This window comes from Polaromonas sp. P1_F4 (assembly GCF_056405675.1).
Map to the genome: position 1 here is coordinate 103,384 of NZ_JBFUBP010000009.1, position 26,422 is coordinate 129,805.

The 26,422-nt window shown below is 61.6% G+C and carries 23 protein-coding genes; 12 read left to right on the forward strand and 11 right to left on the reverse strand.

What is annotated here, in order from left to right; genetic code table 11:
* Positions 1-230: 230 nt before the first annotated feature.
* The 9 genes from AC1DYQ_RS17845 (at position 231) to AC1DYQ_RS17885 (ending at position 10,995) form a co-directional block, all read left to right on the forward strand.
* Positions 231-1,211, forward strand: a complete 981-nt coding sequence (locus AC1DYQ_RS17845) for an ABC transporter permease (RefSeq protein WP_477687895.1) — start codon at positions 231-233, stop codon at positions 1,209-1,211.
* A gap of 72 nt (positions 1,212-1,283) precedes the next feature.
* On the forward strand, positions 1,284-2,867 hold the full coding sequence (locus AC1DYQ_RS17850; protein WP_477687896.1) for an ABC transporter substrate-binding protein: 1,584 nt from the start codon (positions 1,284-1,286) through the stop codon (positions 2,865-2,867).
* Positions 2,868-3,109: 242 nt separating this feature from the next.
* Positions 3,110-4,027 carry an ABC transporter permease gene (locus AC1DYQ_RS17855; RefSeq protein ID WP_477687897.1) on the forward strand — a complete coding sequence of 306 codons (918 nt, stop codon included), beginning with the start codon at positions 3,110-3,112 and terminating at the stop codon, positions 4,025-4,027.
* 116 nt (positions 4,028-4,143) lie between these two features.
* Positions 4,144-5,121 (forward strand): ABC transporter ATP-binding protein, encoded by a 978-nt coding sequence (locus AC1DYQ_RS17860; protein WP_477687898.1) that lies wholly within the window; start codon positions 4,144-4,146, stop codon positions 5,119-5,121.
* Positions 5,118-6,218: an ABC transporter ATP-binding protein gene (locus tag AC1DYQ_RS17865; RefSeq protein ID WP_477687899.1), complete on the forward strand. Its 1,101-nt coding sequence runs from the start codon at positions 5,118-5,120 to the stop codon at positions 6,216-6,218. Before AC1DYQ_RS17860 ends, AC1DYQ_RS17865 begins: the two co-directional genes overlap by 4 nt.
* A gap of 79 nt (positions 6,219-6,297) precedes the next feature.
* Positions 6,298-7,512 carry a M20 aminoacylase family protein gene (locus AC1DYQ_RS17870; RefSeq protein WP_477687900.1) on the forward strand — a complete coding sequence of 405 codons (1,215 nt, stop codon included), beginning with the start codon at positions 6,298-6,300 and terminating at the stop codon, positions 7,510-7,512.
* Between the two features lie 16 nt (positions 7,513-7,528).
* Positions 7,529-8,626, forward strand: a complete 1,098-nt coding sequence (locus AC1DYQ_RS17875; protein WP_477687901.1) for a M14 family metallopeptidase — start codon at positions 7,529-7,531, stop codon at positions 8,624-8,626.
* A 74-nt stretch (positions 8,627-8,700) separates the two neighbouring features.
* Positions 8,701-10,464 carry a sensor histidine kinase gene (locus AC1DYQ_RS17880; protein ID WP_477687902.1) on the forward strand — a complete coding sequence of 588 codons (1,764 nt, stop codon included), beginning with the start codon at positions 8,701-8,703 and terminating at the stop codon, positions 10,462-10,464.
* A gap of 165 nt (positions 10,465-10,629) precedes the next feature.
* Entirely contained in the window at positions 10,630-10,995 is a 366-nt protein-coding gene (locus tag AC1DYQ_RS17885) for a response regulator transcription factor (protein WP_477671428.1), read from the forward strand.
* Between the two features lie 10 nt (positions 10,996-11,005).
* Here AC1DYQ_RS17885 and AC1DYQ_RS17890 read toward each other — a convergent pair whose 3' ends face one another.
* Positions 11,006-11,542, reverse strand: a complete 537-nt coding sequence (locus tag AC1DYQ_RS17890; protein WP_477687903.1) for a DUF1415 domain-containing protein — start codon at positions 11,540-11,542, stop codon at positions 11,006-11,008.
* 142 nt (positions 11,543-11,684) lie between these two features.
* Entirely contained in the window at positions 11,685-13,346 is a 1,662-nt protein-coding gene (gene ettA, locus AC1DYQ_RS17895; RefSeq protein ID WP_457279253.1) for an energy-dependent translational throttle protein EttA, read from the reverse strand.
* Between the two features lie 381 nt (positions 13,347-13,727).
* On the opposite strand from ettA, the gene AC1DYQ_RS17900 reads away from it, so the two are divergent.
* Positions 13,728-15,473 carry a DEAD/DEAH box helicase gene (locus tag AC1DYQ_RS17900; RefSeq protein WP_477687904.1) on the forward strand — a complete coding sequence of 582 codons (1,746 nt, stop codon included), beginning with the start codon at positions 13,728-13,730 and terminating at the stop codon, positions 15,471-15,473.
* A complete protein-coding gene (locus AC1DYQ_RS17905; RefSeq protein ID WP_477687905.1) occupies positions 15,415-16,041 on the forward strand; it encodes a Rossmann-fold NAD(P)-binding domain-containing protein in 627 nt (208 codons plus the stop codon). Before AC1DYQ_RS17900 ends, AC1DYQ_RS17905 begins: the two co-directional genes overlap by 59 nt.
* A 7-nt stretch (positions 16,042-16,048) precedes the next feature.
* Here the strand turns inward: AC1DYQ_RS17905 and AC1DYQ_RS17910 are convergent, their stop codons facing one another.
* The 9 genes from AC1DYQ_RS17910 to AC1DYQ_RS17950 all read right to left on the reverse strand — a co-directional run bounded on the left by AC1DYQ_RS17910 (position 16,049) and on the right by AC1DYQ_RS17950 (position 24,541).
* Complete coding sequence (locus tag AC1DYQ_RS17910; protein WP_457279256.1) at positions 16,049-16,798, reverse strand: FadR/GntR family transcriptional regulator; 750 nt, start codon at positions 16,796-16,798, stop codon at positions 16,049-16,051.
* Between the two features lie 9 nt (positions 16,799-16,807).
* Entirely contained in the window at positions 16,808-17,191 is a 384-nt protein-coding gene (locus AC1DYQ_RS17915) for a cupin domain-containing protein (protein ID WP_457279257.1), read from the reverse strand.
* Positions 17,192-17,228: 37 nt separating this feature from the next.
* Positions 17,229-18,275: an L-idonate 5-dehydrogenase gene (locus AC1DYQ_RS17920; RefSeq protein WP_477687906.1), complete on the reverse strand. Its 1,047-nt coding sequence runs from the start codon at positions 18,273-18,275 to the stop codon at positions 17,229-17,231.
* Between the two features lie 36 nt (positions 18,276-18,311).
* On the reverse strand, positions 18,312-19,067 hold the full coding sequence (locus AC1DYQ_RS17925; RefSeq protein WP_477687907.1) for a glucose 1-dehydrogenase: 756 nt from the start codon (positions 19,065-19,067) through the stop codon (positions 18,312-18,314).
* An 18-nt stretch (positions 19,068-19,085) separates the two neighbouring features.
* The gene (locus AC1DYQ_RS17930; protein WP_477687908.1) at positions 19,086-20,156 is read right to left on the reverse strand and encodes an ABC transporter ATP-binding protein; all 1,071 of its coding nucleotides are present in this window, start codon (positions 20,154-20,156) and stop codon (positions 19,086-19,088) included.
* Between the two features lie 122 nt (positions 20,157-20,278).
* Positions 20,279-21,130, reverse strand: a complete 852-nt coding sequence (locus tag AC1DYQ_RS17935; RefSeq protein WP_477687909.1) for a carbohydrate ABC transporter permease — start codon at positions 21,128-21,130, stop codon at positions 20,279-20,281.
* Positions 21,127-21,999 carry a carbohydrate ABC transporter permease gene (locus AC1DYQ_RS17940; RefSeq protein ID WP_477687910.1) on the reverse strand — a complete coding sequence of 291 codons (873 nt, stop codon included), beginning with the start codon at positions 21,997-21,999 and terminating at the stop codon, positions 21,127-21,129. Before AC1DYQ_RS17940 ends, AC1DYQ_RS17935 begins: the two co-directional genes overlap by 4 nt.
* A 72-nt stretch (positions 22,000-22,071) precedes the next feature.
* The gene (locus AC1DYQ_RS17945) at positions 22,072-23,448 is read right to left on the reverse strand and encodes an ABC transporter substrate-binding protein (RefSeq protein ID WP_477687911.1); all 1,377 of its coding nucleotides are present in this window, start codon (positions 23,446-23,448) and stop codon (positions 22,072-22,074) included.
* Between the two features lie 130 nt (positions 23,449-23,578).
* Positions 23,579-24,541: a 2-hydroxyacid dehydrogenase gene (locus AC1DYQ_RS17950; RefSeq protein WP_477687912.1), complete on the reverse strand. Its 963-nt coding sequence runs from the start codon at positions 24,539-24,541 to the stop codon at positions 23,579-23,581.
* A gap of 90 nt (positions 24,542-24,631) precedes the next feature.
* Here AC1DYQ_RS17950 and AC1DYQ_RS17955 point away from each other — a divergent pair, with 90 nt between their 5' ends.
* Positions 24,632-26,371, forward strand: coding sequence for an IlvD/Edd family dehydratase (locus AC1DYQ_RS17955; protein WP_477687913.1), 1,740 nt, complete (start codon positions 24,632-24,634; stop codon positions 26,369-26,371).
* The last annotated feature ends 51 nt before the right edge of the window (positions 26,372-26,422 follow it).

Here is a 26,422-nt window from a genome sequence, read left to right on the forward strand (position 1 = left end):
CCTGAGCCTGTCGGGCACCCGCGACAACCGGGCCTGGCCAGTGCAAAGCCCACGGCACCGCACTGAAAGAAAGCCGTACGCAGCCCCCAAAAAAGACGCCGGAAGCGCCGATTTGGGGCGGGTTACGCGAGATTGCGGCAGATTGCAAATTTCTTTAACCCTAAAGTAAACCCCTGTGTCGGCACGACTGTTGCTCTGCTAGTATCGTCCGACACTTTTTCCTTTGGCCGATGCTTGCTTTTATTCTGCGCCGCCTGATTCAGGCCGTGATCGTGATGGTCGTGGTCGCCTTGATTGCCTTCATGCTCTTTCAGTATGTCGGTGACCCGGTGGTGTTCCTTCTGGGGCAGGACGCCACACCGGCGCAGATCCGGCAACTGCGTACCGACCTGGGCCTGGACCGGCCTTTTATCGTCCAGTTCTGGCATTTCCTGGTCAACGCCGCGCAGGGCGAATTCGGCCTGAGCCTGCGCCAGGGCGCCAAGGTGTCGCGCCTGATTTCCGAACGCTTCCCCGCCACGCTGGAGCTGGCGCTGGTGGCGGCCGTTTTGGCCTTGCTCATCGGTATCCCGATGGGCGTCTATTCGGCGCTGCGCCGCGGCTCGTTCCTGAGCCAGGTGTTCATGACGGTGTCCCTGCTGGGTGTTTCACTGCCCACTTTCCTGATCGGCATCCTGCTGATCCTGGTGTTCGCCGTGGGCCTGGGCTGGTTCCCGAGCTTTGGCCGTGGCGAGACGGTGCAGATCGGCTGGTGGAGCACGGGCCTCTTCAAGGCCGATGGCTGGCACCACATCGTCCTGCCGGCCATAACGCTGGCAGTCTTTCAGCTCACGTTGATCATGCGGCTGGTGCGCGCGGAAATGCTGGAGGTATTGCGCACCGACTACATCAAGTTCGCACGGGCCCGCGGCCTGCCCGACCGGGCCATCCATTTCGGCCATGCCTTGCGCAACACGCTGGTGCCGGTAATGACCATTACCGGTCTGCAACTGGGCGGGTTGATCGCCTTTGCCATCATCACCGAAACTGTGTTTCAGTGGCCGGGCATGGGCCTGCTGTTCATCCAGGCAGTGACCTTTGCCGATATCCCCGTCATGGCCGCTTACCTGTGCCTGATTGCGCTGATTTTTGTGGCCATCAACCTGGTCGTCGACCTGCTGTATTTCGCAGTGGACCCCCGGCTTCGCGTCGGCAATGCCGCAGGCCACTGATGGCGCAGGCCGCACCCCTTTCTTTCATTTTTTACACCCGCAAGTCCTCATCCCTTTCACAAGGAGTTCCTGATGAAATTCAAGTCCAATCTGCTTTCAGCCGCTGTGCTGTGCGGCCTCACGGCCACAAGTTTTATCGCTTCGGCGCAAACCCTGCGAGTCGCCAACCAGGGCGATTCATTGTCGATGGATCCGCACTCGCTGAACGAGTCACTGCAGCTGAGCGTGACGGGCAATGCGTATGAAGGCCTGGTCATCCGCAACAAGGACCTGAGCCTGGCGCCCGGCCTGGCGATCTCGTGGAAACAGACGTCACCTTCCGTATGGCGCTTCGAATTGCGCAAGGGCGTGCAGTTTCACGACGGCACGCCGTTCACCGCCGATGATGTGGTGTTCAGCTTTAACCGCACCCAGGCCGACGGCTCGGACATGAAGAGCTACACCAACGACTTCAAGGAAGTGCGCAAGATCAACGACCATGTGGTCGAGATCGAAACCAAAACACCCTTTCCCATCCTGCCCGACGTGATCACGCTGGTTTACATGATGAGCAAGAAATGGTGCGAAACCAACCAGGCGACCAAACCGGTGGATCGCCGCAAAGGCATTGAAAACGCTGCATCCTTCCGTGCCAACGGCACCGGCCCTTACCGGGTACGGGAGCGTCAACCCAATGTGCGCACCACCTTTGTCCGCAACGGCACCTACTGGGGCAAGATTGAAGGCAACGTTCAGGAGGTGGTCTTCACCCCCATCGGCAACGACGCCACGCGCGTGGCAGCCTTGCTGTCCGGTGAAGTCGACGTGATGGAGCCCGTGCCGGTGCAGGATATTGACCGTGTCAACAGCAACGCCGCGACCCGTGTTCTGGCCGGCCCAGAGCTGCGCACCATTTTCCTGGGCATGGACCAAAAGCGCGACGAACTCCTGTATTCCAGCGTGAAGGGCAAAAACCCGTTCAAGGACAAGCGCGTGCGCCAGGCCTTCTATCAGGCCATCGACATCGAAGGCATCAAGAAAACCGTGATGCGTGGCGGCTCCAACCCGACAGCGCTGCTGATCGGCCCCGGTATCAACGGCTTCCAGGCCGACCAGAACAAGCGCTTGCCCTACGACCCTGAAGCCGCCAAAAAACTGATGGCAGATGCCGGCTATGCGAGCGGCTTTGAAGTGTCCATGAACTGCCCGAATGACCGTTATGTGAACGACAGCCGGATTTGCCAGGCTGTGGCAGCCAATCTTTCACGCATCAACGTCAAGATCAACCTCCAGGCTGAAACCAAAGGCACCTATTTCCCCAAGATTTTGCGTCGCGACACCAGCTTTTACATGCTGGGCTGGACACCCGGCACTTATGACGCCCACAACGCCATGAATGCCCTGGTCGCCTGTGTCGACGACAAGGGCGCCGGCCAGTTCAATCTGGGCGCATATTGCAATCCGAAGTTTGACGAGCTGACCAGGAAAGTCCAATCCGAAACCGATAAGACCAAACGCAATGCCATGATCAAGGAAGCATTCGACATCCACGGGGCCGACATCGGCCACATACCGCTGCACCAGCAATCGCTCGCCTGGGGCATGAACAAGAAGGTCGAACTGGTCCAGATGGCCGACAACTTCATGTTCTTCAAGTGGATTACCGTGAAGAAATAAGACCCCCTGTCGCCTTTTCGCTTCGCGTAACGGCTTCTCCCCTATAGGGGACAACAGCAGCGGCCCGGCAAGGCCGGTTCCGCGCTGAAGGTAACCTCCCCCCTGTCGCCTTTTCGCGTCGCGTAACGGCCTCTCCCCTGCAGGGGACAACAGCTGCGGCCCGGCAAAGCCGGTTCCGTGCTGTTGCTGGCACAGGACTCGCTTTACTCGACCCTAGTTAATACGGACTACGCATTCTTTTGATGACAAAAACTCTTGCGCGCTGGTTTGACAGCGATGTGGGCCACAGCTTTCGCACCTCGCCGGTTGCGATGGTGGCGGCAGCCATTGCGCTGGTCTGCATTTTCTGTTCGGTGTTCGCCGGCTGGGTGGCGCCGCATGACCCGTTCAACCTCAGCACACTGGAGCTCAGCGATGCGCGCCTGCCGCCGGCCTGGAGCGCGCAGGGCAGTTCGAAATACCTACTGGGCACCGATGACCAGGGGCGCGACATTTTGTCGGCACTGATGTATGGCGCGCGCATTTCACTGGTCGTCGGCGTGGCCTCTGTCATCCTGTCCATGCTGGCAGGCGTGTCGCTGGGCTTGCTCGCGGGCTTTCGCGGCGGCTGGATCGACGCAGCCCTGATGCGCGTATGCGATGTGATGTCGTCTTTTCCGCCCATCCTGGTCGCGCTACTGATCGCCGGTGTGGGCCGCGCGGTGTTTCCTGACGCGAGTCAGCTGCTCGCCATGGGTGTGCTGATTCTGTCTATTTCGATGGGGCAGTCGGGCTGGGTGCAATACGCGCGTACCGTGCGTGGCTCCACCATGGTGGAACGCAGCAAGGAATATGTACAGGCTGCACGCGTCACCGGTGTCTCGCCCTTGCGCATCATGCGGCGCCATGTGCTGCCCAATGTGATGGGGCCTGTACTGGTGCTTGCCACCATCCAGGTGGCGACTGCCATCATCACCGAAGCCACGCTGTCTTTCCTGGGCGTGGGCGCGCCGCCCACCTCACCCTCGCTGGGTACGTTGATCCGCGTCGGAAACGACTACCTGTTCTCGGGCGAGTGGTGGATCACCGTGTTCCCGGGCCTGATGCTGGTGTTGATTGCGCTGAGCGTGAACCTGCTCGGTGACTGGTTGCGTGATGCCCTCAATCCCCGTCTAAGGTAGGCCGAAAAATGAATGCCCCACGCTTGTCACTACGTGTACTACGGGAGCGCATTTTTCCTTGGGGCGGCCCGGCGGAAAAACCTTACTCATCGCTCACTTCGTGAGCTGAACCGTCAATGAGCCTTTTACAAATCAAGAATCTTGTGGTCGAGTTTCCCGGCCGGCGTGGCACGCTGCGTGCGCTGGACGACATCACATTTGACATCGCCCCCGGAGAAATCCTTGGCGTGGTCGGTGAATCGGGCGCGGGCAAGTCGCTGACCGGCGCAGCCATCATCGGCCTGCTGGAGCCGCCCGGGCGCGTAGCGGGCGGCCAGATCCTGCTCGAGGGCGAACGCATCGACAACCTGCCCCATGAGCGCATGCGCCACATCCGGGGGCGAAAGATAGGCGCGATCTTCCAGGATCCGCTGACCTCGCTGAATCCGCTCTACACCATAGGCCGGCAATTGGTGGAAACCATCCAGGCTCATTTGCCTGTCAGCACGCAGGAAGCCCGGGCGCGCGCCATCGAACTGCTGGATGACACCGGCATTCCCGCCGCCGCACAGCGCATAGACCACTACCCGCATCAGTTCTCGGGCGGTATGCGCCAGCGCGTGGTAATCGCCCTGGCGCTGGCGGCCGAGCCCAAGCTCATCGTGGCCGACGAACCGACCACCGCGCTTGACGTATCGATCCAGGCACAAATCATCACCCTGCTCAAAAACATCTGCCGGCAGCGCGGTGCCGCCGTCATGCTGATCACCCACGACATGGGCGTGATCGCCGAAACCTGCGACCGTGTGGCCGTGATGTATGCCGGGCGGATCGCCGAGATGGGCCCAGTGCACCAGGTGATCAACCACCCTTCGCATCCCTACACCGCGGGCCTGATGGCCGCGATCCCCGACATCACCGTGGAGCGTGAGCGCCTGTATCAGATCGACGGCGCCATGCCGCGCCTGAACGCCATCCCCCAGGGCTGTGCCTTCAACCCGCGCTGCCCCAAAGCATTCGACCGCTGCCGTCAGGAACGGCCCGACCTGATGCCGGCTGGTGCCACGCGGGCGGCCTGCTGGCTGCATGACACGCACGCAGGGGTGGCGGCATGAGCGACATTTTGAGCACGTCCCAAGTCAGCGGAGAATTTTCCGCCGGGCCGCCCCAAGGAAAATCGGCCCTCTCGGGGGGCAGCGAAGCACGCGAAGCGACAAGCGTGGGGGCGTTAGTCCAAGCCCACGACCTTGCGAAAACCTTCGATGTGTCGCCACCCTGGCTGAACCGGGTGCTCGAACGCAAACCCAGGCTGCTGCTAAAGGCCGTCGACGGCGTGAGCTTCGACATCGAGAGAGGCAAGACGCTGGCACTGGTCGGCGAATCGGGCTGCGGCAAAAGCACCGTCGCCCGCCTGCTGGTGGGTCTCTATGAGCCGACGCGCGGTGGATTGACCTTTGACGGCCAGGATGCGCATTCCGCTTTCAAGACACCCCAGGGCCGGCAATTGCGCAGGCGCATCCAGATGATTTTTCAGGACCCCTATGCCAGCCTGAACCCGCGCTGGACGGTGGAAGACATCATCGCCGAACCGTTGCACGAGCACGGCATCCTGAGTGACAGTGCAGCACTCAAGGAACGCGTGGACGAACTGCTGAGATCGGTGGGCCTGTCTGCGCTGGACAAGCCCAAGTATCCACATCAATTCTCGGGTGGGCAGCGCCAGCGCATATCGATCGCACGCGCGCTGGCCACGGAGCCCGAGTTCCTGGTCTGCGACGAACCGACCTCGGCGCTGGATGTGAGCGTGCAGGCACAGGTGCTCAACATCATGAAAGACCTGCAACGAAAGCGCGGCCTGACTTACCTCTTCATCTCGCACAACCTCGCGGTGGTGCGCCACGTCAGTGACCAGGTCGGCGTGATGTACCTGGGCCGCCTGGTCGAGATGGCCGACAAGCACAGCCTGTTCGACACACCGCGCCATCCCTACACACGCATGCTGCTGGATGCCATCCCCAAGATGCACGACACCGGCCGGGCCCGCACGCCAGTGTCGGGTGAAGTGCCCAACCCGCTGAACCCGCCCAGCGGCTGCACCTTCCACCCACGCTGCCCGCATGCCAACGAGCGTTGCCGCAGCGAAAGGCCGGAGTTCCTTCAGCTTGAAGGCGTTCGTGTGGCCTGCCACGCAGTTGAAGAGGGCCGGATTTAGGGAACAAATACCAGGACCCAGGCACGGTCATGCAAAGCGGAACCGGCTTGGTTACTATGTACTTTTAGGGGACATCGCCATGAAAATCATTGAATCCATCCTGGCCGGAGCGGCCGACATCGCCGCCGTGCGCCGCGACATCCACGCCCACCCTGAACTGTGTTTCCAGGAAGTACGCACTGCCGACGTTGTCGCGCAAAAGCTCGAATCCTGGGGCATCCCGATTCACCGCGGCATGGGCACCACCGGCGTGGTCGGTATCGTGCACGGGCGTGACGGCGGCGCCTGCGGCCGTGCAGTGGGCCTTCGCGCCGACATGGACGCGCTTCCAATGCAGGAATTCAACAAGTTTTCCCATGCCAGCAAACACGTCGGAAAAATGCACGCCTGCGGACATGACGGCCATACCGCAATGTTGCTGGCCGCTGCACATCACCTCGCCCAAAACCGGAACTTCGAAGGCACGGTCTACCTGATCTTCCAGCCGGCTGAAGAAGGCGGCGGCGGCGCACGCGAGATGATCAAGGACGGCCTCTTTGAAAAATTCCCCGTCGAAGCGGTCTTCGGCATGCACAACTGGCCGGGCGCGGCTGTCGGCACTTTCGCGGTCAGCGCGGGGCCAGTGATGGCATCAAGCAACGAGTTCAAGATCACCATACGCGGCAAGGGCAGCCACGCCGCGATGCCGCACTTCGGCATCGACCCTGTGCCTATCGCCTGCCAGATGGTGCAGGGCTTCCAGACCATCATCAGCCGCAACAAAAAACCGGTTGATGCGGGCGTCATCTCGGTGACCATGATTCACGCCGGAGAAGCGACCAACGTGGTGCCGGACTTCTGCGAGTTGCAGGGCACAGTGCGCACGTTCAGCATTGAAGTGCTGGACATGATTGAAAAGCGCATGAAGGAAGTGGCCGAACACACCTGTGCCGCGTTTGAAGCACGCTGCGAATTCGAGTTCACGCGCAACTACCCGCCCACGGTCAACAGCGCCGCCGAGGCCGACTTCGCACGCCGGGTGATGAGCGACATCGTGGGGCCGGCCAACGTGCTGCCGCAGGAGCCCACCATGGGCGCCGAAGACTTCGCCTACATGCTGCAAGCCAAACCCGGCGCCTACTGTTTCATTTCCAACGGTGACGGCGCGCACCGCGACATGGGCCACGGCGAAGGACCCTGCACGCTGCACAACCCGAGCTACGACTTCAACGACGACCTGATCCCCCTGGGCGGCACCTACTGGGTCCAGCTGGCTACGCGCTGGCTGGGCACGGTTCCTGAGGCGCGCCCCTGACAACGCCAACAACACCATGAACACACACGCGGCTTTTTCAGCCAGTTATGCGGCTGCGCGCGCCAAATTCCTCGAGGCGGCTCGCGCTGCCGGCATGGCGCTTCGCGCCTATGAACACCCGCTGAAGGGCCGCGAGGGCGAAACCCTGGCCATGGACGTCGCCCTGGACGGCTCACCTGACGCAAACAAGCTCTTCATCATCAGCAGCGCTTGTCATGGGGTGGAAGGCTACTGCGGCTCAGGCGTGCAGGTGTATGCCGCACACGATGCCGAGTGGCGCGCCAAGGCCCGCGCGGGCGGTGTGGCGGTGCTCTACATTCACGCGATCAATCCCCACGGCTTTTCCCATGCACGGCGCACCACGCACGAAAACGTGGACTTGAACCGCAACTTCCATGACTTCGGCCAGCCCTTGCCTGTCAATGAGGCTTACCGCGAGCTCCACGATTTGCTGCTACCCGCGCGGTGGCCCCCTACAAGCGAAAACCAGGCCGCCATTGCGGCCTACATTGACACCCGTGGTGTGGCACGCTACCAGGCGGCCGTGTCGCAAGGCCAGCATGAATACGCCGATGGCATGTTTTTCGGAGGGACGGAGCCCACGTGGAGCAATCGCACCTTGCGCGAAGTGCTGCAAACCTTCGGGCAACGGGCTAAACGCATCGCCTGGATGGACCTGCACACAGGGCTGGGCCCCAGCGGGATTGGTGAGCGCATTTTTGCCTGCGACAACGACCCCATAGCCCTGGCACGTGCGCGTGCCTGGTGGGACGGCGGCGGCGCCACCCCCGTCACCTCGTTCTACGACGGCTCCTCCAGCTCGGCGCACCTGACGGGTTTGATGTGGGCGTCGGTTCCCGACGAATGCCCGCAGGCCGAATACACCGGCATGGCCATGGAATACGGTACGGTGCCCATTCTGGACGTCATTGCCGCCCTGCGCGCCGACCACTGGCTGCACAATCATCCTGAGATGCCCGCGGAGCAACAGGCGACGATCAAGCGGCAGATGATGAACGCGTTTTATGTCGACACGGACGAATGGCGCTCACAAATCGTGGCTCAGGCGCGCCAGGCCATGTTCCAGACCGTGGGCGGACTGAACACCCCCTGAACCAGGGCCGCATAATGACTCGGGTGCAGCCATTGCAGCAGCCCTCTTTTCAACCCGAGCACGAAAGCCGCGCCATGCCGTCCGACGCCGACCTGCAACTTCAGCTCAAGCAGCTGCAACAGCAATACCAGGCGTTAGAGGCCGACTACCGGAATTTGCAGCTTGAAAAGCAGAAGCAGGAGACATCCGCCAACCTGTGGCTGGAACAGCGAACCCGCGAACTTCAGGTCGAAGCACTGGAGCAAAAAAAAGCCGAAGCCCTGCAACGGGTTTTTTACCGCATTGCCGAGCGTGCAGCAGCAGACCTCTCTTTCTACGATTTCCTGCAGTCGGTTCACGGCTTGCTGGGAGAGCTGCTGTATGCCAAAAATTGCTATGTGTGCCTGTACGACGCGCAGAAACACCGAAAGGATTTCCCCTATTACGTGGACGAGCGCGATGGCGATGCGCTGCAACTGAGCAATGTGCCGTACCGCAGGGGTCTGACCGAATTCGTCCTGAGTACCGGCAAGCCGCAAATTATTGACGCCATGCGCCTCAAGGTACTGGAAGCCGCCGGTGATGTGACGGAAGGCAGTGGCGACATGACTTTCAGTTCCTGGCTGGGCGTGCCCATGCACATACGCGGCACCATAGGCGGCGTGCTCGCGGTGCAGGGCTATGAACCGGGCGTGGCCTACAGCGACACCGATGCCGACATCCTGTCCTTTGTCGCCAACCACGTCAGCAGTGCGATTGAACGCTATCAGGCGCTGGATGAATTGCGTAAATCGGAAGAGCGCTACCGCACGGTGATTGAAAACGTCGGTGTCGGCGTGGTGGTGGTGCAGGACGGCCGCATGGTATTTGCCAACCCCAGCCTGGAGCGCATCGTGGGCCACCCGCGGGAGTACCTGCTGTCCCAACCCTACACTGCGACCGTCCACCCCGACGACCTGCCGCTCATGCGCGATCGCCACGAACGCCGGTTGCGCGGCGACGAGGTGGATTCGATGTACGGATTTCGCGTGATCACCCAGGCCGGCGAAGTACGCTCGCTGGAGCTCTCCGCCGTGCAGATCGAATGGGGCAAGCGCGAGGCGACCCTGATCTTCGTGGTAGATGCGACGGCCCGCTTGCAGGCCGAACTGACGCAGCGCCAGACCCTGCAGCGGCAAACCGAGCTCAATGACATGAAGTCGCGCTTCATCTCGGTGGCTTCCCACGAATTCCGCACGCCGCTGGCCTTTATCCTGTCGTCCGCCGAACTCCTCAAGCACTACGGCGACCGCCTGCCCGAACCCGAAAAAGCCGACGTCATCGCCACCATAGAAACCGGCGTACAACGCATGACCCAGATGCTGGACCGCGTGCTGCTGCTGGGCAAGGTGGAGGCCCAAATGCTGGCGTTCCAGCCGGCGGAGATCAATCTGCAACTGCTTTGCCAGAACCTTGTGGAGGATGCGCGCATCCAGCATTCAGAGGCGGGCTGCGAGCTGGCCCTGGAATTCGGGGCCCGGCCGGAGACCGGAATTTTTGATGAAAAGCTGCTGCGCCATATCTTCGGCAACCTGCTGTCTAACGCCATCAAGTATTCGCCGCAAGGCGGAAAAGTCTCTTTTCGCGTGTTTTCGTCGGAAGGACGTGTGGCCTTTGAGGTGGCGGACCAGGGCATAGGCATTCCGGCCGAAGAGCTTCCCCACCTCTTCGAATGGTTCCACCGGGCCAGCAATGTCGGCGAAATCCAGGGCACGGGCCTGGGCCTGGCCATCGTCAAAAATTCGGTCGACCTGCACGGCGGCCACATCAACGTAACCAGCGTCGTGGGCCAGGGCACGCGCTTTACCGTCACGATTTGAGTCGCGGAACCTGGTCGAACCAACCGGTGCACCAGGCAGATTGGGGAAACCGGGGTAAGGCTATAAGATGGACACCAGCCCGGCACGGCGGCAGAGCCCGCCGGGTGGTTCAGGGAAATCAGCCCCGTCGACGGTGAAACGCGGGGCCTTCAATGCGAAAGAAAAATGGCGCGCATTCTGGTGATTGAAGATGAATCCCATATCCGGGACAACCTGCTGCGCTTTGTCCGGCTGGAGGGCCACGAAGGCCTGGCAGCGGCAGACGGCCATGCCGGCCTGCAAGTGGCCAGGGAGCAGCAACCGGACCTGATTTTTTGCGATGTGATGATGCCGCTGATGAACGGCATGGAGGTTCTGGCCGCGCTGCAATCGGAACCTGCCCTCAAGCAGGTGCCCTTTGTGTTCCTGTCGGCCAGCGCGGAGTCAGAGCGGCTGGAGGAAGCCTTGCGCCTGGGTGCCAGCGGCTACGTGACCAAGCCCTTTAATTTCGCGCAGCTGCACGCGGTGCTCAAGCAGCACTTGCCCAAATAAGGCCTCAGCGTTACAGGCCCAGCGCCTTCCAGCCCGCGTGGCCCAGCTTTTCGAGCGTCTGGATGTTCTGCTCAAAGATAGCCTCAGCCTCGGGAAACGCCTCCACGGCCCGTTCCACGCTTTCCTCGCGCAGCAAATGCAGGATGGCAAAGGGTGCGCGGTTCGTGTAGTTGCCAATGTCGTCGGGCTCGGTGCCATCGAACTGGAACTGCGGATGAAAGCTGGCCAGCTGGATCACGCCTTCGAGGCCATGCTCATCCACCACGCCTTCGGCGATTTCCAGGAAATCGTTGAAGTCCAGGAAGTCGTCAAATAGCGTGGGATGAATCAGCAGCGTGGTGTCAACCTCTTCAGCCGGCGTCGCCGCCAGCAAATCCAGTTCGCGGTCCAGTTCTTCGAGCAGGCCGTCCGCGTGTTTCGCATGGCTCACCACCAGCCGCACCTGGTTCTTGACGTAGACGGCCTTGGCGAACGGGCACAGGTTAAGCCCGATCACGGCTTTTTCGAGCCAGTGACGGGTTCGGGTCAGGACTTCATCATCGGTCATAGCCGTCTCCAGGGAACTACACGCAATGAGCAACGCGAGGGCTCTTCATTTCAGCAGGGGCCGCGGAACCGGCTTTGCCGGGCCGCAGGCGCAGCGGCCCCTCGGGGGGCAGCGCATTACACGAAGTGAAAAGCGTGGGGGTCTAATGCAGTGCTTTGAAACGCACACGCTTCGGTTTGGCGCCCTCTTCACCCAAGCGCTTCTTCTTGTCGGCTTCGTACTCCTGGTAGTTGCCGTTGAAGAAGGTCCACTGGCTGTCGCCTTCGGCGGCCAGGATGTGGGTGGCGATGCGGTCCAGGAACCAGCGGTCATGGCTGATCACCAGCACGGAGCCGGCGAATTCCAGCAACGCGTCTTCGAGCGCGCGCAGGGTTTCCACGTCCAAATCGTTCGAGGGTTCATCAAGCATCAGCACGTTGCCGCCCGCGATCAGGGTCTTGGCCAGGTGCAGGCGCCCGCGCTCTCCGCCCGACAGCATGCCGACGCGTTTTTGCTGGTCGGCGCCGTTGAAGTTGAAGCGGCCGGCATAGGCGCGGCTGGGCATGGTGAACTTGCCGACGGTCAGCATGTCCAGGCCGCCCGAGATGTCTTCCCAGACGGTTTTTTCATTGGCCAAATCATCGCGGTGCTGGTCGACGAAAGCCATGCGCGCGGTCTTGCCGATGGCGACTTCGCCGCTGTCCGGCGTTTCCTTGCCGGCGATCAGCTTGAACAGCGTGGATTTACCCGCGCCGTTGGGGCCGATGATGCCGACGATGGCACCGGCCGGCACCTGGAAGCTCAGGTTGTCGATCAGCAGGCGGTCGCCGAAGGATTTGCTGACATTCTTGAATTCGATGACTTCATTGCCCAGGCGCTCGGCCACAGGGATGAAAATTTCCTGGGTTTCGTTGCGCTGCTGGTATTCGAAGTCGGAGAGTTCCTCGAAACGGGCCAGGCGCGACTTGCTCTTGGCCTGGCGTGCCTTGGGATTCTGGCGCGACCATTCGAGTTCTTTCTTCAGGGCCTTGGCGCGGGCTTCCTCGCCCTTTTGCTCCTGTGCCAGGCGCTCGCCCTTCTGGTCCAGCCAGCTGCTGTAGTTGCCCTTCCATGGGATTCCGTGGCCGCGGTCCAGCTCCAGGATCCACTCGGCGGCGTTGTCCAGGAAATAGCGGTCATGGGTGATGGCCACCACAGTGCCTGAAAAGCGCTGCAGGAACTGCTCCAGCCAGTCCACCGATTCGGCGTCCAGGTGATTGGTGGGTTCGTCAAGCAGCAGCATGTCGGGCCGGGACAGCAGCAGGCTGCACAGGGCCACGCGGCGTTTTTCGCCGCCCGAGAGCACGCCGATCTTGGCGTCCCAGGGCGGCAGGCGCAGCGCGTCGGCGGCGATTTCAAGCTGGTGCTCGGAATCGGTGCCGGCAGTGGCGATGATGGCTTCCAGGCGGGCCTGCTCGGCGGCCAGCGCATCGAAGTCGGCATCAGGCTCTCCGTAGGCGGTGTACACAGCTTCGAGCTGGGCCTTGGCGGCGAATACCGCGCCCATACCGGCTTCCACGCTTTCGCGCACCGTGTGCTCGGGGTCCAACTTGGGTTCCTGCGGCAGGTAGCCGATGTTCAGCCCCGGCATGGGAGTGGCTTCGCCCTCGATTTCCGTGTCCAGGCCGGCCATGATCTTGAGCAGCGTGGACTTGCCGGAACCGTTGGTGCCCAGCACGCCGATCTTGGCGCCCGGGAAGAAACTGAGCGACACCTCTTTAAGGATATGGCGCTTGGGCGGCACGATTTTGCCGACCTTGTTCATAGTAAATACGTACTGAGCCATCAGAATTAACTTTGGTAAAAATGAAAAACAATGCAGGAAAACGGGCTGCTTGCCGCCTGTACATGCTATTTCTACAGGCTATCAGCAGGCTTTCTTGCGGGCTGGAACGACACGCCGCGCCTGGGCGCAAACGCCTTTTGGCAAAGCGTGTTTTATGCGTGAATGCCTCCATTATCGTTGCTGTGCGACAATACAGGCGTTGCTGGCTCCAGTTGCCTTCAACATTTGGGCACATCCGGGTACCGCTTCAAGTGGCTGCTTACGATGTAAAACGTAATGTTTAGGGCCCACTTTCTGACCCCATCTGCCTTTGACTGGCGGGTTTGCCTTTCAACAAGGCGCCCAACAGGCCGATCTAAAGCGCCACACAGGCGCAACATCATGACATTTGAAGAATTGAATCTGGCTCCGGCCATTCTGAAGGCCGTGCTCGAGCAGGGCTACGACACCCCCACCCCCATCCAGGCCCAGGCGATCCCCGCCGTGCTCAAGGGCGTCGACCTGCTGGGCGGCGCCCAGACCGGCACCGGCAAGACCGCTGCCTTTACGCTGCCCTTGCTGCAGCGCCTGTCCACCGAAGCGCGCCTGACCAACCGCCGCGGCGTCAATGCCGTACGTGCCCTCATCATGACCCCGACCCGCGAACTCGCGGCCCAGGTCGAAGAAAGCGTACGCACCTACGGCAAATACACCGACCTCACCTCCATGGTGATGTTCGGCGGCGTTGGCATGGGCGCTCAGATTGAAAAACTGCGCCGCGGCGTCGACATCCTGGTCGCCACCCCCGGCCGCCTGCTGGACCACGCGAGCCAAGGCACGCTGGACCTGAGCCAAGTACAGATCCTGGTGCTGGACGAAGCCGACCGCATGCTGGACATGGGCTTCATCCACGACATCAAGAAGGTGCTGGCCCTGGTGCCCAAGCAAAAGCAGTCGCTGCTGTTCAGCGCGACCTTCAGCGATGAAATCCGCGAGCTGGCCAACGGCCTGCTGAAGAACCCCGAATCCATCCAGGTCACACCACGCAACACCACGGTGCAGCGCATCACGCAGACCATCCACCCCGTGGGCCGCAGCAAAAAGAAAGCGCTGCTGACCCACATCATCAACGAACACAACTGGAGCCAGGTGCTGGTGTTCACCCGGACCAAATTTGGCGCCAACAACGTGGCCGAGCACCTGACCAAAAACGGCATCCCTGCTATGGCGCTGCACGGCAACAAGAGCCAGACCGCCCGCACCCAGGCCTTGGCCGATTTCAAGAGCGGAACGATTCGCGCCCTGGTGGCCACCGACATCGCCGCCCGCGGCATCGACATCGACGAGCTGCCGCACGTGGTGAACTACGAAATCCCGAATGTCAGCGAAGACTACGTGCACCGCATCGGCCGCACCGGCCGCGCCGGGAACAGCGGCGAAGCCGTCAGCCTGGTCTGCCTCGATGAAGAAGGCTTCATGCAGGACATCGAGCGCTTCACCAAGCAGAATATCGAAAAAGTCATCGTCCCCGGCTTTGAAGCGGAACCCGGTGAACGCGCCGAGCCGCTGGCCATGGGTCGCCAGACCATCTGGGGTGGCCTGGGCAAGCCGCCTAGCCGCGACGTGATGCAGGCTGCCGCCAAAGCGGCCCGTACTGAAATGATGCAGCGCATCCGCGATACCAAGGGGGCACAGCCCGCGCGCGGCGCAGGCGGTGGCAACGGGGGCGGCAACGGCGGCGGCAACGGCGGCGCCCGTGGACGCGGCCCCGCCGGCGGTGGCAATGGTGGAGGAAATGGCGGCGGCCGCGGCCCGCGCACCCCCAACCCCGGCCAGCCGCGCCAGGCTTCCGGTTATTCGCAGAACGGTCAGCCGCCACGGCAGGCCCAGGCGCCGCGCCATCGCGACGACCAGCAGCCGCGCGCGCCCCGCAACGAGTCAAGGGAGCCACGCAATGACTTCGACAACCAGCAACCTGCCAGCCACGCCTCCTCCGGCTTCCCATCCTCCGGCCAGCCCACAGGCGGCAACCGCGGCAACTACCGGGGCGGCAACCGCTCCGGCGGTGGCGGCGGTTCGGGTGGCGCTGGTGGCCGGGGCAACGGGCCTCGTCGGCCAGGCGGTCCTGGCTCGTTTACTGGCCGATAAGCGCTATTCGGCGGTTCACTGTGTAGGCCGCCGTGCGCCTGTGCAGCACGACGCACGGCTGGCCGTGCACCTGACCGATTCATTCGCGGACTTCACGGCGCCGCCAGTCGATGATGTCTTCATTGCACTGGGCACCACGATCAAAACGGCCGGCAGCCAGGCAGCTTTCAGGGCCGTGGATTTCGACGCCGTGCTGGCCGTAGCCCGCGCTGGCCGCATTGCCGGCGCTACACGGCTGGGTGTGGTCAGTGCCATGGGCGCTGATTCGCACTCCGCCCTCTTCTACACGCGCGTTAAAGGCGAAGCGGAAGAAGCACTCGCACTACTGGGCTTTTCCACTCTGGTGGTGGTGCGGCCCTCATTCCTGGCGGGTGAGCGCGAGTCTTTGGGCCAGGCGCCGCGCGCCGGTGAAAAAATCGCACTCGGCCTGAGCCGGCTCCTAAGCAGGGTGATCCCTGCCAACTACCAGTCCGTTTCAGCGGAAAGCGTCGCACGTACGCTGGTTGAAGAAGTGGCCGTTCGCCGGGGCCAACACGTGGTGCTGTCGGGCGAGATGCAGCAACGCTAGGGTCTGTTCAGGCAGCTTTCAGTTGCTTGGCCGGGTCGCTCAGCTTGGGCAAACGGCGCCGCGAGCCGAGCACCAGTTCGATATCCTCGCGCGCACCGTCAATCAACACCAGAATCGCTTTTTCAGCTTTGGCCGGGTTGCGTGCAATCACGGCGTCCAGCACGGCACGATGCAGCGGGAGTGAAAGCTTGGGCCCGTCCTTGCGGCTCGTGGAAATCTCAAAGCTGGTACGCAGCAGCGCACTCAAGGCTTTGCTCATCTGGACGAGCATGCGGTTATGGGCGGCCCGCAATAGTCCCTGATGAAAGCGCAGATCATAGGTGACATAGTCGCCGCCGCCTTCAATGGCACGCTTCATGCCTGCATAGGCATCCTCGATTTCAGCGACTTCTGCGGCTGTTGCCCGCTCGGCTGCCATGCGTACGGCAGCAGGCTCCACCAGGCGCCGCAACTCAAGCAGGTCACGCAAAAATTCGGGTGTGATGCCGGCCTTGGCCTTCCAGGCGATGACGTCGGGATCGAACCAATTCCAGTGCTCCTCGGTCAGCACGCGGGTACCCACTTTGGGCCCAGTGGTGACAAGGCCCTTGGCGATCAGCGACTTGACCGCTTCGCGCACCACCGTGCGGCTCACGCCAAGCTCCTCACAAAGAATAGGCTCCGGTGGCATAGACATGCCTGCGGCATAACGCCCCGCGACAATGGCTTCCCCGATGTGGTCAACCGTGTTGCCGTGGACGTTTTTCATGGTGGCCATGGTGTTGCCTTAACCCCGCACAAACAGCGTGACCAGCGGGTCCGGCCCGACCTGGCGACTCCAGTGGCCGTGCAGGGCCGGGTCAAAGGTGGCGCCGGTCGGTAACACGTCGGCCGAGTAGAAATGCTGGCCCGGCTTGAAGATGCGGGAAACGCCGCCCTGCAGGCCGATTTCCATCTCGCCACCCAGGATGAACACCCACTGCGGGTTCGGCGTGCAATGGAACTGACTGCGAAACCCCGGCGGGCTGTGGCGCAACTGGTAACCGCCCGAAGCAAACAACGTGGACAGCATGGCCTGCGGCGAGCCTTCGCCAAGCGGGATCGTCTCATCCCGGAATTTGGCCCGACCGTCGGTATCGGTGTAGAGAATGACTTTGGGGAAAACGGTCACAAGGGACTCCGGTGAATGGATATGAAAAGCAGGCGCCTCATGAAGTTTCGCCGCCGAAGGCGATTTGCACTTTCATGGATTGGCGCTTGTCGCCGGCGAGTGTAAAGGCATGCGTGGCCTGATCGAAGGCGACGATGTCAGTGATGACGGGCCGCCCGTCGATGAGCCGCCGGTTCAGGAAGGCCACCGCCACAGCGAATTCAGGATGGAAGCGGAAGGTGCCGCGCAACTCCAGTTCCTTGGCGACCAGGGTGTTGAGCGGCAGGGAGATATTGCCACCCAGACCCACCGTCACGATGACGCCGCGCGGCGCCACCACATCCAGACCGGCGACCAGGGCTTTCTCATTGCCCGAGGCCTCGAACATCACATCGAACTGCCCCTTGCCGGCGGCAAAGGCCGCCAGGGCGTCGGGTTCCTGGGCCAGGTTGATGGTCTGGTCAGCGCCCATTTTTTTGGCGCAGGCAAGGGGAAGCTCGGCAATGTCGGCCGCGACGATGCGGGCCGCACCCGCGCGGCGCAGGCCGGCAATCAGCAAGGCGCCTATGGGTCCGCAACCGGTGACCAGCACCTGCTTGCCGAACACCGAGCCGGCCCTCGAAATGGCGTGCAAGCCTACCGACAGGGGCTCGGCCAGCGCGGCCTCGGACAAGGGAAGGTCATCAGCCACCGGATGCGCCTGGGCGGCCTCTATGACCAGGGTTTCGCGGAAAGCGCCCTGGATGTGCGGAAAGCGCATTGCGCTGCCGTAAAAGCGCATGTCCATGCAGTGGTTGTGCAGGCCTTGCTGGCAGAAACGGCAGACGCCGCAAGGCCGGGACGGTGAAATTGCGATGCGCTGGCCGGCGCGCAGGCCGTTAACCTCACTGCCCACGGCCTCGATCACGCCCGACACCTCGTGGCCCAGCACCATGGGCTCCTTGATGCGCACCGTGCCGAAACCGCCGTGCTGGAAGTAATGCAGGTCGGAGCCGCAGATTCCGCCGAAAGCCACCCGTACCCGCAACTGCTTCGGACCCAGGTGTTCGGTATCCAGCGCGTCAAGACGCAGGTCTAGGGGTGCATGACAGACAAGTCCACGCATGATGTTTCTCCCTGGTTGCGCGGGCTGGCGGCGGCTTCACAGCGTCGCCGTCACCCCGCCGTCGACATACAAAACATGGCCATTGACAAAGCTGGAGGCATCGCTGGCCAGGAACACGGCAGCGCCGGCCAGTTCTGCCACTTCTCCCCAGCGCCTGCTGGGCGTCCGCGCGGTAAGCCAGGCGCTGAACTGCTCGTCGGCCACGAGCTTTTCCGTCAATTCGGTCTTGAAGTAGCCGGGGCCTAAGCCATTGACCTGGATGCCATAGGGGCCCCAGTCAATCGCCATACCCTTGGTCAGCATCTTGACCGCACCCTTGCTAGCCATATAGGGCGCGATGTTGGGCCGCCCCAGCTCGCTCTGCACCGAACAGATATTGATGATCTTGCCGCTGCGGCGTTCAATCATTTTTCGGGCTACAGCCTGCCCGACAAAAAAGACACTGTCGACGTTGGTGCGCATCAACTCATGCCAATCTTCAGCCGGAAAATCCTGCAGGGCCATGCGTCGCTGCATGCCGGCGTTGTTCACCAGAATATGGACAGGGCCTATTGACGATTCAATGTCATCCACTGCGGCCTGCGCGGCCGATGCCTGGGTCACGTCAAATGCGCGCGTGTGAATAATCAACCCTTCGTTTCGCAGCGTGCTTGCAGCTCGCTCCAGCTTGAGGCTATCGCGGCCGTTAAGCACCACGGCAGCGCCGGCCTGAGCCAAACCACGTGCCAGCGCAAAACCAATGCCGCCGGAAGACCCTGTCACCAGCGCCAGTCGACCATCAAGACTGAACATGCCTGCAGCCATTGCGCCTCAATCCAGACGGGCACCGCTGGCGTCGTCAAAGACATGGCTCTTGCCGGTCGCGATTTCGAGATGAACGATATCGTCTGGCCGCACCGCTGTTCGGCCGTGCATCACCAGTATGACGTTGGCGCCACCGACATCGAGCAAAAGTTCAGTTTCAGCACCGGTGGGCTCCACCACAATCACCTTTGCAGGAATGCCCTGCCCGCTTGTCGATAGCGAGATGTCACCGGGCCGTACGCCATAGTGCACCGGCTGGCCGTCGCGCGCCTGCGAAATCGTGCCAATGGGCCACCGGTGTCCTTGCGCCTCTACCCAGGCTTGTCCACCCGATTGGCGCAAAACGCCCTTCAACACATTCATGGACGGGGAACCAATAAATTGCGCAACGAACAAATTACCGGGCCGGTCGAACAGCTCCAGCGGCGTACCTATCTGCTCGATGATGCCGTCGTGCATTACCACGATGCGGTCGGCCATGGTCATGGCCTCGATCTGGTCGTGGGTGACATAGACAGTCGTGGTCTTCAGGCGCTGGTGGAGCGCCTTGATCTCGGCACGCATGGCCACACGCAGCTTGGCATCCAGGTTGGAAAGCGGCTCGTCGAACAGGAAAACCTTGGGGTCGCGCACGATGGCCCGGCCCATGGCCACGCGCTGGCGCTGCCCGCCCGACAATTCGCGCGGGAAGCGATCCAGCAGCGGGTCCAGGTTAAGGATACGGGCGGCGTCGCCGACGCGCTTGTTGGTGAGCTCGGTATCAGCCTTGCGCAGCTTCAGACTGAAAGCCATGTTGTCGCGCACCGTCATGTGCGGGTACAGGGCGTAGCTCTGGAACACCATCGCGATGTCGCGGTCCTTGGAATCCAGCTCGTTGATGACTTTGCCGTCAATCGACATTTCACCGCCGCTGATTTCCTCGAGTCCGGCCAGCATGCGCAGCAGCGTGGACTTGCCGCAGCCCGACGGCCCCACCAGTACGACGAATTCGCCGTCGGAGATGTCGAAGCTGATGCCGTGAATGATCTTGACCTTGCCGAAGGCCTTCTCGATATTGCGAAACGATACAGATGCCATGAGATTCCCGTTATTTCCTGATAAAGACCGAGCCCCAACCGGCGCCGGGCCGCCCCAAGCCGGCTGCGGCGCCCTCGGAGGGCGGCGCAGTACACGAAGTGACAAGCATGGAGGCCATATTTTTAGCTTTTCACGGCGCCGGCCGTCAGGCCGGACACCATGTAGCGCTTGAATGTGTAATAGATAGCCGCCGGAGGCAGCGCGTAAATCAGGCCGGTGGCCATCAGCAGCTCCCAGGGTGAATCGTCGGCCGCCAGGAAATTACCCAACGCCACCGCCAGCGTCACGCTGGTGTCCCTGGACAGCAGCAGGAAGGCGTAGAGATACTCGTTCCAGGCCAGCAGCAGCGCATAGGTGCCAACCGCCACCAGCGACGGCACCATGAGCGGCAGGTAAACCAGCCGAAACAGCTGCATCGCGGTAGCGCCGTCCATCTTGGCCGCCTCGTCGAGTTCGTAAGGTAGTTTGTCGGAGGCCTGCTTGAGCACCCAGATGCAATACGGCGAGGCGATGGTCACCATGGCCAGAATCAGCGACCACTGGTGGTTGAGCATGCCGTAGTTACCCATGGTCTTGTACATGGGAACGGCCAGGAAGGCGGCCGGAATGAAGTAGGTGAAGAGCGCCATGTTCATCACCGTGCGGCCGCCGCGCACTTTGAGACGGCTGATGGCAAATGCCGCAGTGGTGGAAATCACCAGCGTCAGCACGCCCACAGACAGCGCGATCACCAGCGAGTTGCCCAGTTGCACCCAGAAGTGGTCGAGGTAGAAATGCTTTTGCCAGAACACCGTCTCGAAATTGCTCAATGTAGGATTTTTAGGCCAGAGCCGCCCCGTCGTGGCTTCGTTTCTTGGTGAAATTGCAAACAGCACCATGTGGTAAATCGGAATCAGCGTCCACAGCAGCACCGGAATGCCAATCAACAGCAATCTGGCCTCGCGGCTCACCTTGCGAAGTGTGATGCGGCTCATTTGGACAACCTTTTCATCATGAAATACACCAGCGGCAAGACGAGGGGAAGGGCCACGACAATGGACGCCAGCGACAGATCCACCTGGTCCAGGCGCAAATAGCGGATGCCGAGCGTAGCCAGCACATGGGTCAGATCGGCGGGCCCGCCGCCCGTGAGCAGGTAAACGCTGTTGAAGTCGCCCAGCGTCCAGATCATCGACAGGATGGTCGACGTCAGGTAGAGCGAGCGCATCGACGGCCAGGTGATGAACCGGAACTTCTGCCAGATGGTGGCACCGTCTACCGACGCCGCTTCATACTGTTCGGCCGGAATGGCCATGCGGCCGGCAAGCAAAATCAGCGTCCAGAACGGCAACGACTTCCAGATGTGGGCCAACATCGAAAAACACAGCGCCAGCGTCGGATCATTAAGCCAGTTGGGCCCGTCAACGCCGGTCATCTTGTAAATGAGCGTATTGATGACACCCCACTCAGGATTGAGCATGAAGCGCATGGACAGGATGGTCGGAATCGACGGCACCGCCCAAGGCAGGATAAATACGACCGACAGGCTCTTGACCCACCAGCGCGTGTTCAGGAAAAAACCCGACAGGAATAACGCGACCACCATCTTGACGTTGACCGCCACGACGATAAACACCACGGTATTGACCAGCGAGCGGAAGAATATCGGGTCGGCAAAAAGCCGGACATAGCTCTCGGGATGGCGTGCGAGCCACAAACCATACCCTACCGGGTAAATAACAAAAACCAGAAATATCAGCAGGTAAGGAATAACCAAAACCAGCCCCCACTTCTCCCATGAAGTCATGGCTCCGCGCTCTGCGCGCAAAGAGGGGCCGGCCTGGTCGATGATTGCAGTGCTCATGCTTTTGGTACGCGCGCCACCCGTCTGGGCGATCCAGTCCGGGCAGCGCGGCTTTCTTCAGTCAGCGAAAGGTCAGTTGGCCACGGTTTTGATGCGGGCAATCATTTCATCAACAGCCTTGTCCACCGGCACTTTTTCATTGATGACGCGGTTGGCCGCCTTGGCCCAGACGTTCTCATTGTTCAGGATGGTGAACTTGTAGTTCTTGGTGAACTCAAAATTGACCGTGCCGTTCATGAACTGGTTGTAGACCGACTGGCGGTGCGCGTCAGCCTTCCAGAACGGTCGCTGCTGCGCAGTCTTGGTCACAGGGAACCAGCGGCCCAGCGAGCCCTCCACGTAAGGCGTCAGGTTTTCCTCCTGCATCAGGAAAGAAACGAACTCTTTGGCGCGGGCCTTGTTCTTGGCCTGATTGAAGACTACACCGACTTTGACGGCGGCACGGTAAACCATCTTGCTGCCATCCGGCTTGTTAGGGAATCCTGCCGTGCGAATCCGCTCGGTGTAATTCTTTTTCGCAAGCTCACGCTCCTCCGGTTTCAGGGAAGCGTTGTTCATGTCGTCCAGCCATTTCGCGGCGATGGAGATCGTGGCGTTATGGGTCAGGATGGTGGTCTTGTTGTGGAAAGCGACATTGTTGTCCGGGTCTTTCCAGCTGGTGGACGACGGTGGCGTACAGCCCTTGGCATATGGCTGCGTGTAGTCGGTCAACGCACTGATCAGGCCGGCACGGACTTTCGGGTCATCAACCAGCAGCTTGCCGCTGTCGCTGACCAGGCTCACGTTATAGGCGTCCATAAAGGTCAGGAACGAATAAAAGGAATCGCTCGAATCCACGCCCAGCGGCTGGCCGATACCGAAGGTGCGATTGCCGCTCTTCTGACGATAAGCCGGCTGCACCTTGTCGCACCAGAATGACCAATAGTCCTTCCAGCCGGTAGGAATGTCGGACTCCTTGAAGCCGGCTTCGTTGAGCATGTCCACCCAGTACTCGATGTGCATGGTCTGCTGCTTCATCGGAAAGGCGTAATAGGCCCGATTCTTGGCGACGTCGTTATAGAGAAATGCGGTTTCAACCGTGTTGGGTGCAAAACGCGCACGCATAGGGTTGATCACGCTGCTGATGTCTTCGAGCTTGCCGTCAAAGGCCCACTTGCCTGCAACCTGGAAGTCATAGACGTCGGCATAAGCCACGTCGGGCGGACTGCCGGAATCGAGGGCCGCGACGGTTTTCGGGATCATGTCCTGCACCGGGTACTGCGACAGCTCGATCTTGACGCCTTTGTGCTTGTCTTCATACTTCTTGATGGCAGCAAACAGGGCGTCGTCTTCGGCCTTGTAAAAGCCTTTGACCCACCAGACGGTGAGCTTTTCCTGGGCGGCAGCCTGCCCCGCCGTGATGAGGCCAGCCGCGACCATCGCGGCGGCCAGAATTGTCTTGAGTCTCATTGGGTTTGTCTCCTCTGCGGGTGGGTTGTTGAACGGCAAAAAACTCAAAAGGGTTCGTTGACGCATTGTTATCATATGATGATTAAACCCCGATTCTTCTATGGAAAACCCGAAGCATCCCGCCCCTGATTCAATGCCATTCCGGCACAGGGGTAAAGAGGGCTTGCCCGGAAAAATGGGCATGCAGGTTGTTCACGGCCAGGTTGGCCATGGCATGGCGCGTCTGCACTGTTGCGCTGGCCATGTGCGGCGTCAGCACCACGTTGTCCATGGACCAGAGCGCCTCCGTGGGATGCGGCTCCTTCTCGAACACATCAAGCGCCGCACCGGCGATTACGCCTTGCTGCAATGCGGCAACCAGGGCCGCCTCATCGACCACCGAACCGCGCGCCACGTTGATCAGGTAGCCCTCGGGCCCGAGGGCCTTGAGCACCTCCGCATTGATCATGTGGTGCGTTCCGGCACCGCCCGGCGTAATCACGATCAGGAAATCCACTTGCGCGGCCAGTGCGTGCGCAGTGGGGTAAAAGGTGTAAGCGAGTTCCGCCTTCGCGCCGCGCCCGGTGTAGGCGATCGACATGCCGAAGGCCTCCGCCCGGCTCGCGATGGCCTGGCCTATGCGGCCCAGGCCGACGATGCCCAGGCGCGCGCCCGAGACCTTGCGCGCCAGCGGCATGGGCCCTTCCTTTGCCCAGCGCCCGGCCCGCACATAACGGTCCGCCAGCGGTATGCGGCGCGCCACCGACAGCATGAGGCCTATGGCCAGGTCAGCCACCTCGTCGTTGAGCACGCCGGGCGTGTGGGTAACCGGAATGCGTTTTTCCAGCGCGGCGGCGACGTCCACACCGTCGTAACCCACGCCCATGATGGAAACAATTTCCAGCGCGGGCAGTTGCTCCATCAGGGAACGCGGTACCTTGGACTCCCCGCCTCCGGCGATTCCCCGAATCAGCGACGCCACCCTGGCGAAAGCCGAAGGATCGCTTTCATGCAGCCTGTCATGGACTTCATAAACCGCCTGCAGCGGCTCCATCAGGAAGGGCGGGAGCTTGGCGACGGTGAGGATGTGCGGACGGGTGGACGGGGCGGACAAGGGGCGAGCTCCTGTGGTCATGGTTTTCACTAAGATAGCCCGGCCAATGGTATGACGATAATATGTTTGACGATTTAAGGACTTTCCCGCATGAGCACACCACCCAAGAAAAAACCCGCCCACGAACTCCGCAGCCAGCAATGGTTCGGCCGCCAGGACCGCGACGGCTTTGCCTACCGCAGCTGGGTCAAGGGCAAGGGCGTTCCGCACGACCAGTTCGACGGCAGGCCGGTCATCGGCATCTGCAACACCTTCAGCGAGCTGACGCCCTGCAACTCGCATTTCCGCACCATCGCCGAGCAGGTCAAGATCGGCGTCTATGAGGCCGGCGGCTTCCCGCTGGAATTCCCGGTGATGTCGCTGGGCGAAACCCTGCTGCGTCCCACCGCCATGCTCTACCGCAACCTGGCCAGCATGGACGTGGAAGAAAGCATTCGCGGCAATCCGATCGACGGCGTGGTGCTGCTGATGGGCTGCGACAAGACCACACCCTCACTGGTGATGGGCGCCTCCAGCGTCGATCTGCCTACGGTGGGTGTCAGCGGCGGGCCTATGCTCAGCGGTAAATGGCGCGGCCAGGAGCTGGGCTCGGGCACCGGCGTCTGGAGCATGAGCGAGCAGGTGCGGGCCGGCACGCTCAAACTCGCCGAGTTTTTTGAGGCCGAAAGCTGTATGCACCGCAGCCACGGCCACTGCATGACCATGGGCACGGCATCAACGATGGCCAGCATGGTCGAGGCGCTGGGCATAGGCCTGCCCGGCAACGCAGCGTATCCGGCAGTGGACGGCCGGCGCAATGTACTGGCCCGCATGGCCGGTCGACGTGCTGTCGAGATGGTGCACGAAGACCTCACACTCTCGAAGATTCTCACGCGCGAGGCGTTCGAAAATGCCATCAAGACCCTGGCTGCCATTGGTGGCTCCACCAACGCAGTCATTCACCTGATCGCCATCGCCGGGCGCATCGGGGTCAAGCTGACGGTCGATGACTTTGACCGCCTGGCCAGCGAGCTGCCCTGCCTCGTCAACCTGCAGCCTTCCGGCAAATACCTGATGGAAGACTTCTGCTACGCCGGCGGCCTGCCGGTCGTGATGAAGGAAATAGCGCAGCATCTGCACACCAGCGCCATCACAGCCAACGGCAAGACCATCGGCGAGAACATTGCTGATGCGGAAAACTACAACACTGATGTCATCATGCCGCTCTCCACACCCTTCAAGGACAAGGCCGGCATCGCCGTGCTGCGCGGCAACCTGTCGCCGCGCGGCGCGGTCATCAAGCCCAGCGCGGCCACACCCGCACTCATGGTGCACAAGGGCCGTGCCGTGGTCTTTGAAACCATTGAAGATTTCCATGCGCGCATCGACGATGAAAACCTGGACATCGACGAGAACTGCGTGATGGTGCTGAAGAACTGCGGGCCCAAGGGCTACCCCGGCATGGCCGAAGTCGGCAACATGCCGCTGCCGCCCAAGGTGCTGCGCAAAGGCATCACCGACATGGTCCGCATCAGCGACGCCCGCATGAGCGGAACAGCGTATGGCACCGTGATATTGCACACAGCGCCCGAAGCCGCGGCAGGCGGACCACTGGCCCTGGTGCAAAACGGCGACATCATCGAACTGGATGTGCCCAACCGCAGGCTGCACCTGCATGTCAGTGACGAAGAGCTCGCCAGGCGCATGACCAGCTGGAAAGCACCCGAGCCACCGCTGTCTTCAGGCTACTGGAAGCTGTACATCGATCACGTGCTGCAGGCCGATGAAGGCGTAGACCTGGATTTCCTGGTGGGCAAGCGCGGTTCGTTCGTGCCGCGCGACAACCACTGAACCGGGTACAGCGCGGGTACGGGGCCGCCCCGGCCCGCGGGTACCATCGGG

Coding starts and splice junctions, on each gene's coding strand:
- AC1DYQ_RS17880 (WP_477687902.1), top strand. CDS start 8,701: ATGCCGTCCGACGCCGACCTGCAACTTCAGCTCAAGCAGCTGCAACAG.
- AC1DYQ_RS17885 (WP_477671428.1), top strand. CDS start 10,630: ATGGCGCGCATTCTGGTGATTGAAGATGAATCCCATATCCGGGACAAC.
- AC1DYQ_RS17865 (WP_477687899.1), top strand. CDS start 5,118: ATGAGCGACATTTTGAGCACGTCCCAAGTCAGCGGAGAATTTTCCGCC.
- AC1DYQ_RS17900 (WP_477687904.1), top strand. CDS start 13,728: ATGACATTTGAAGAATTGAATCTGGCTCCGGCCATTCTGAAGGCCGTG.
- ettA (WP_457279253.1), bottom strand. CDS start 13,346: ATGGCTCAGTACGTATTTACTATGAACAAGGTCGGCAAAATCGTGCCG.
- AC1DYQ_RS17945 (WP_477687911.1), bottom strand. CDS start 23,448: ATGAGACTCAAGACAATTCTGGCCGCCGCGATGGTCGCGGCTGGCCTC.
- AC1DYQ_RS17870 (WP_477687900.1), top strand. CDS start 6,298: ATGAAAATCATTGAATCCATCCTGGCCGGAGCGGCCGACATCGCCGCC.
- AC1DYQ_RS17845 (WP_477687895.1), top strand. CDS start 231: ATGCTTGCTTTTATTCTGCGCCGCCTGATTCAGGCCGTGATCGTGATG.
- AC1DYQ_RS17930 (WP_477687908.1), bottom strand. CDS start 20,156: ATGGCATCTGTATCGTTTCGCAATATCGAGAAGGCCTTCGGCAAGGTC.
- AC1DYQ_RS17875 (WP_477687901.1), top strand. CDS start 7,529: ATGAACACACACGCGGCTTTTTCAGCCAGTTATGCGGCTGCGCGCGCC.
- AC1DYQ_RS17940 (WP_477687910.1), bottom strand. CDS start 21,999: ATGAGCACTGCAATCATCGACCAGGCCGGCCCCTCTTTGCGCGCAGAG.
- AC1DYQ_RS17925 (WP_477687907.1), bottom strand. CDS start 19,067: ATGTTCAGTCTTGATGGTCGACTGGCGCTGGTGACAGGGTCTTCCGGC.
- AC1DYQ_RS17935 (WP_477687909.1), bottom strand. CDS start 21,130: ATGAGCCGCATCACACTTCGCAAGGTGAGCCGCGAGGCCAGATTGCTG.
- AC1DYQ_RS17910 (WP_457279256.1), bottom strand. CDS start 16,798: ATGGCCACCATGAAAAACGTCCACGGCAACACGGTTGACCACATCGGG.
- AC1DYQ_RS17850 (WP_477687896.1), top strand. CDS start 1,284: ATGAAATTCAAGTCCAATCTGCTTTCAGCCGCTGTGCTGTGCGGCCTC.
- AC1DYQ_RS17955 (WP_477687913.1), top strand. CDS start 24,632: ATGAGCACACCACCCAAGAAAAAACCCGCCCACGAACTCCGCAGCCAG.
- AC1DYQ_RS17920 (WP_477687906.1), bottom strand. CDS start 18,275: ATGCGTGGACTTGTCTGTCATGCACCCCTAGACCTGCGTCTTGACGCG.
- AC1DYQ_RS17855 (WP_477687897.1), top strand. CDS start 3,110: ATGACAAAAACTCTTGCGCGCTGGTTTGACAGCGATGTGGGCCACAGC.
- AC1DYQ_RS17860 (WP_477687898.1), top strand. CDS start 4,144: ATGAGCCTTTTACAAATCAAGAATCTTGTGGTCGAGTTTCCCGGCCGG.
- AC1DYQ_RS17890 (WP_477687903.1), bottom strand. CDS start 11,542: ATGACCGATGATGAAGTCCTGACCCGAACCCGTCACTGGCTCGAAAAA.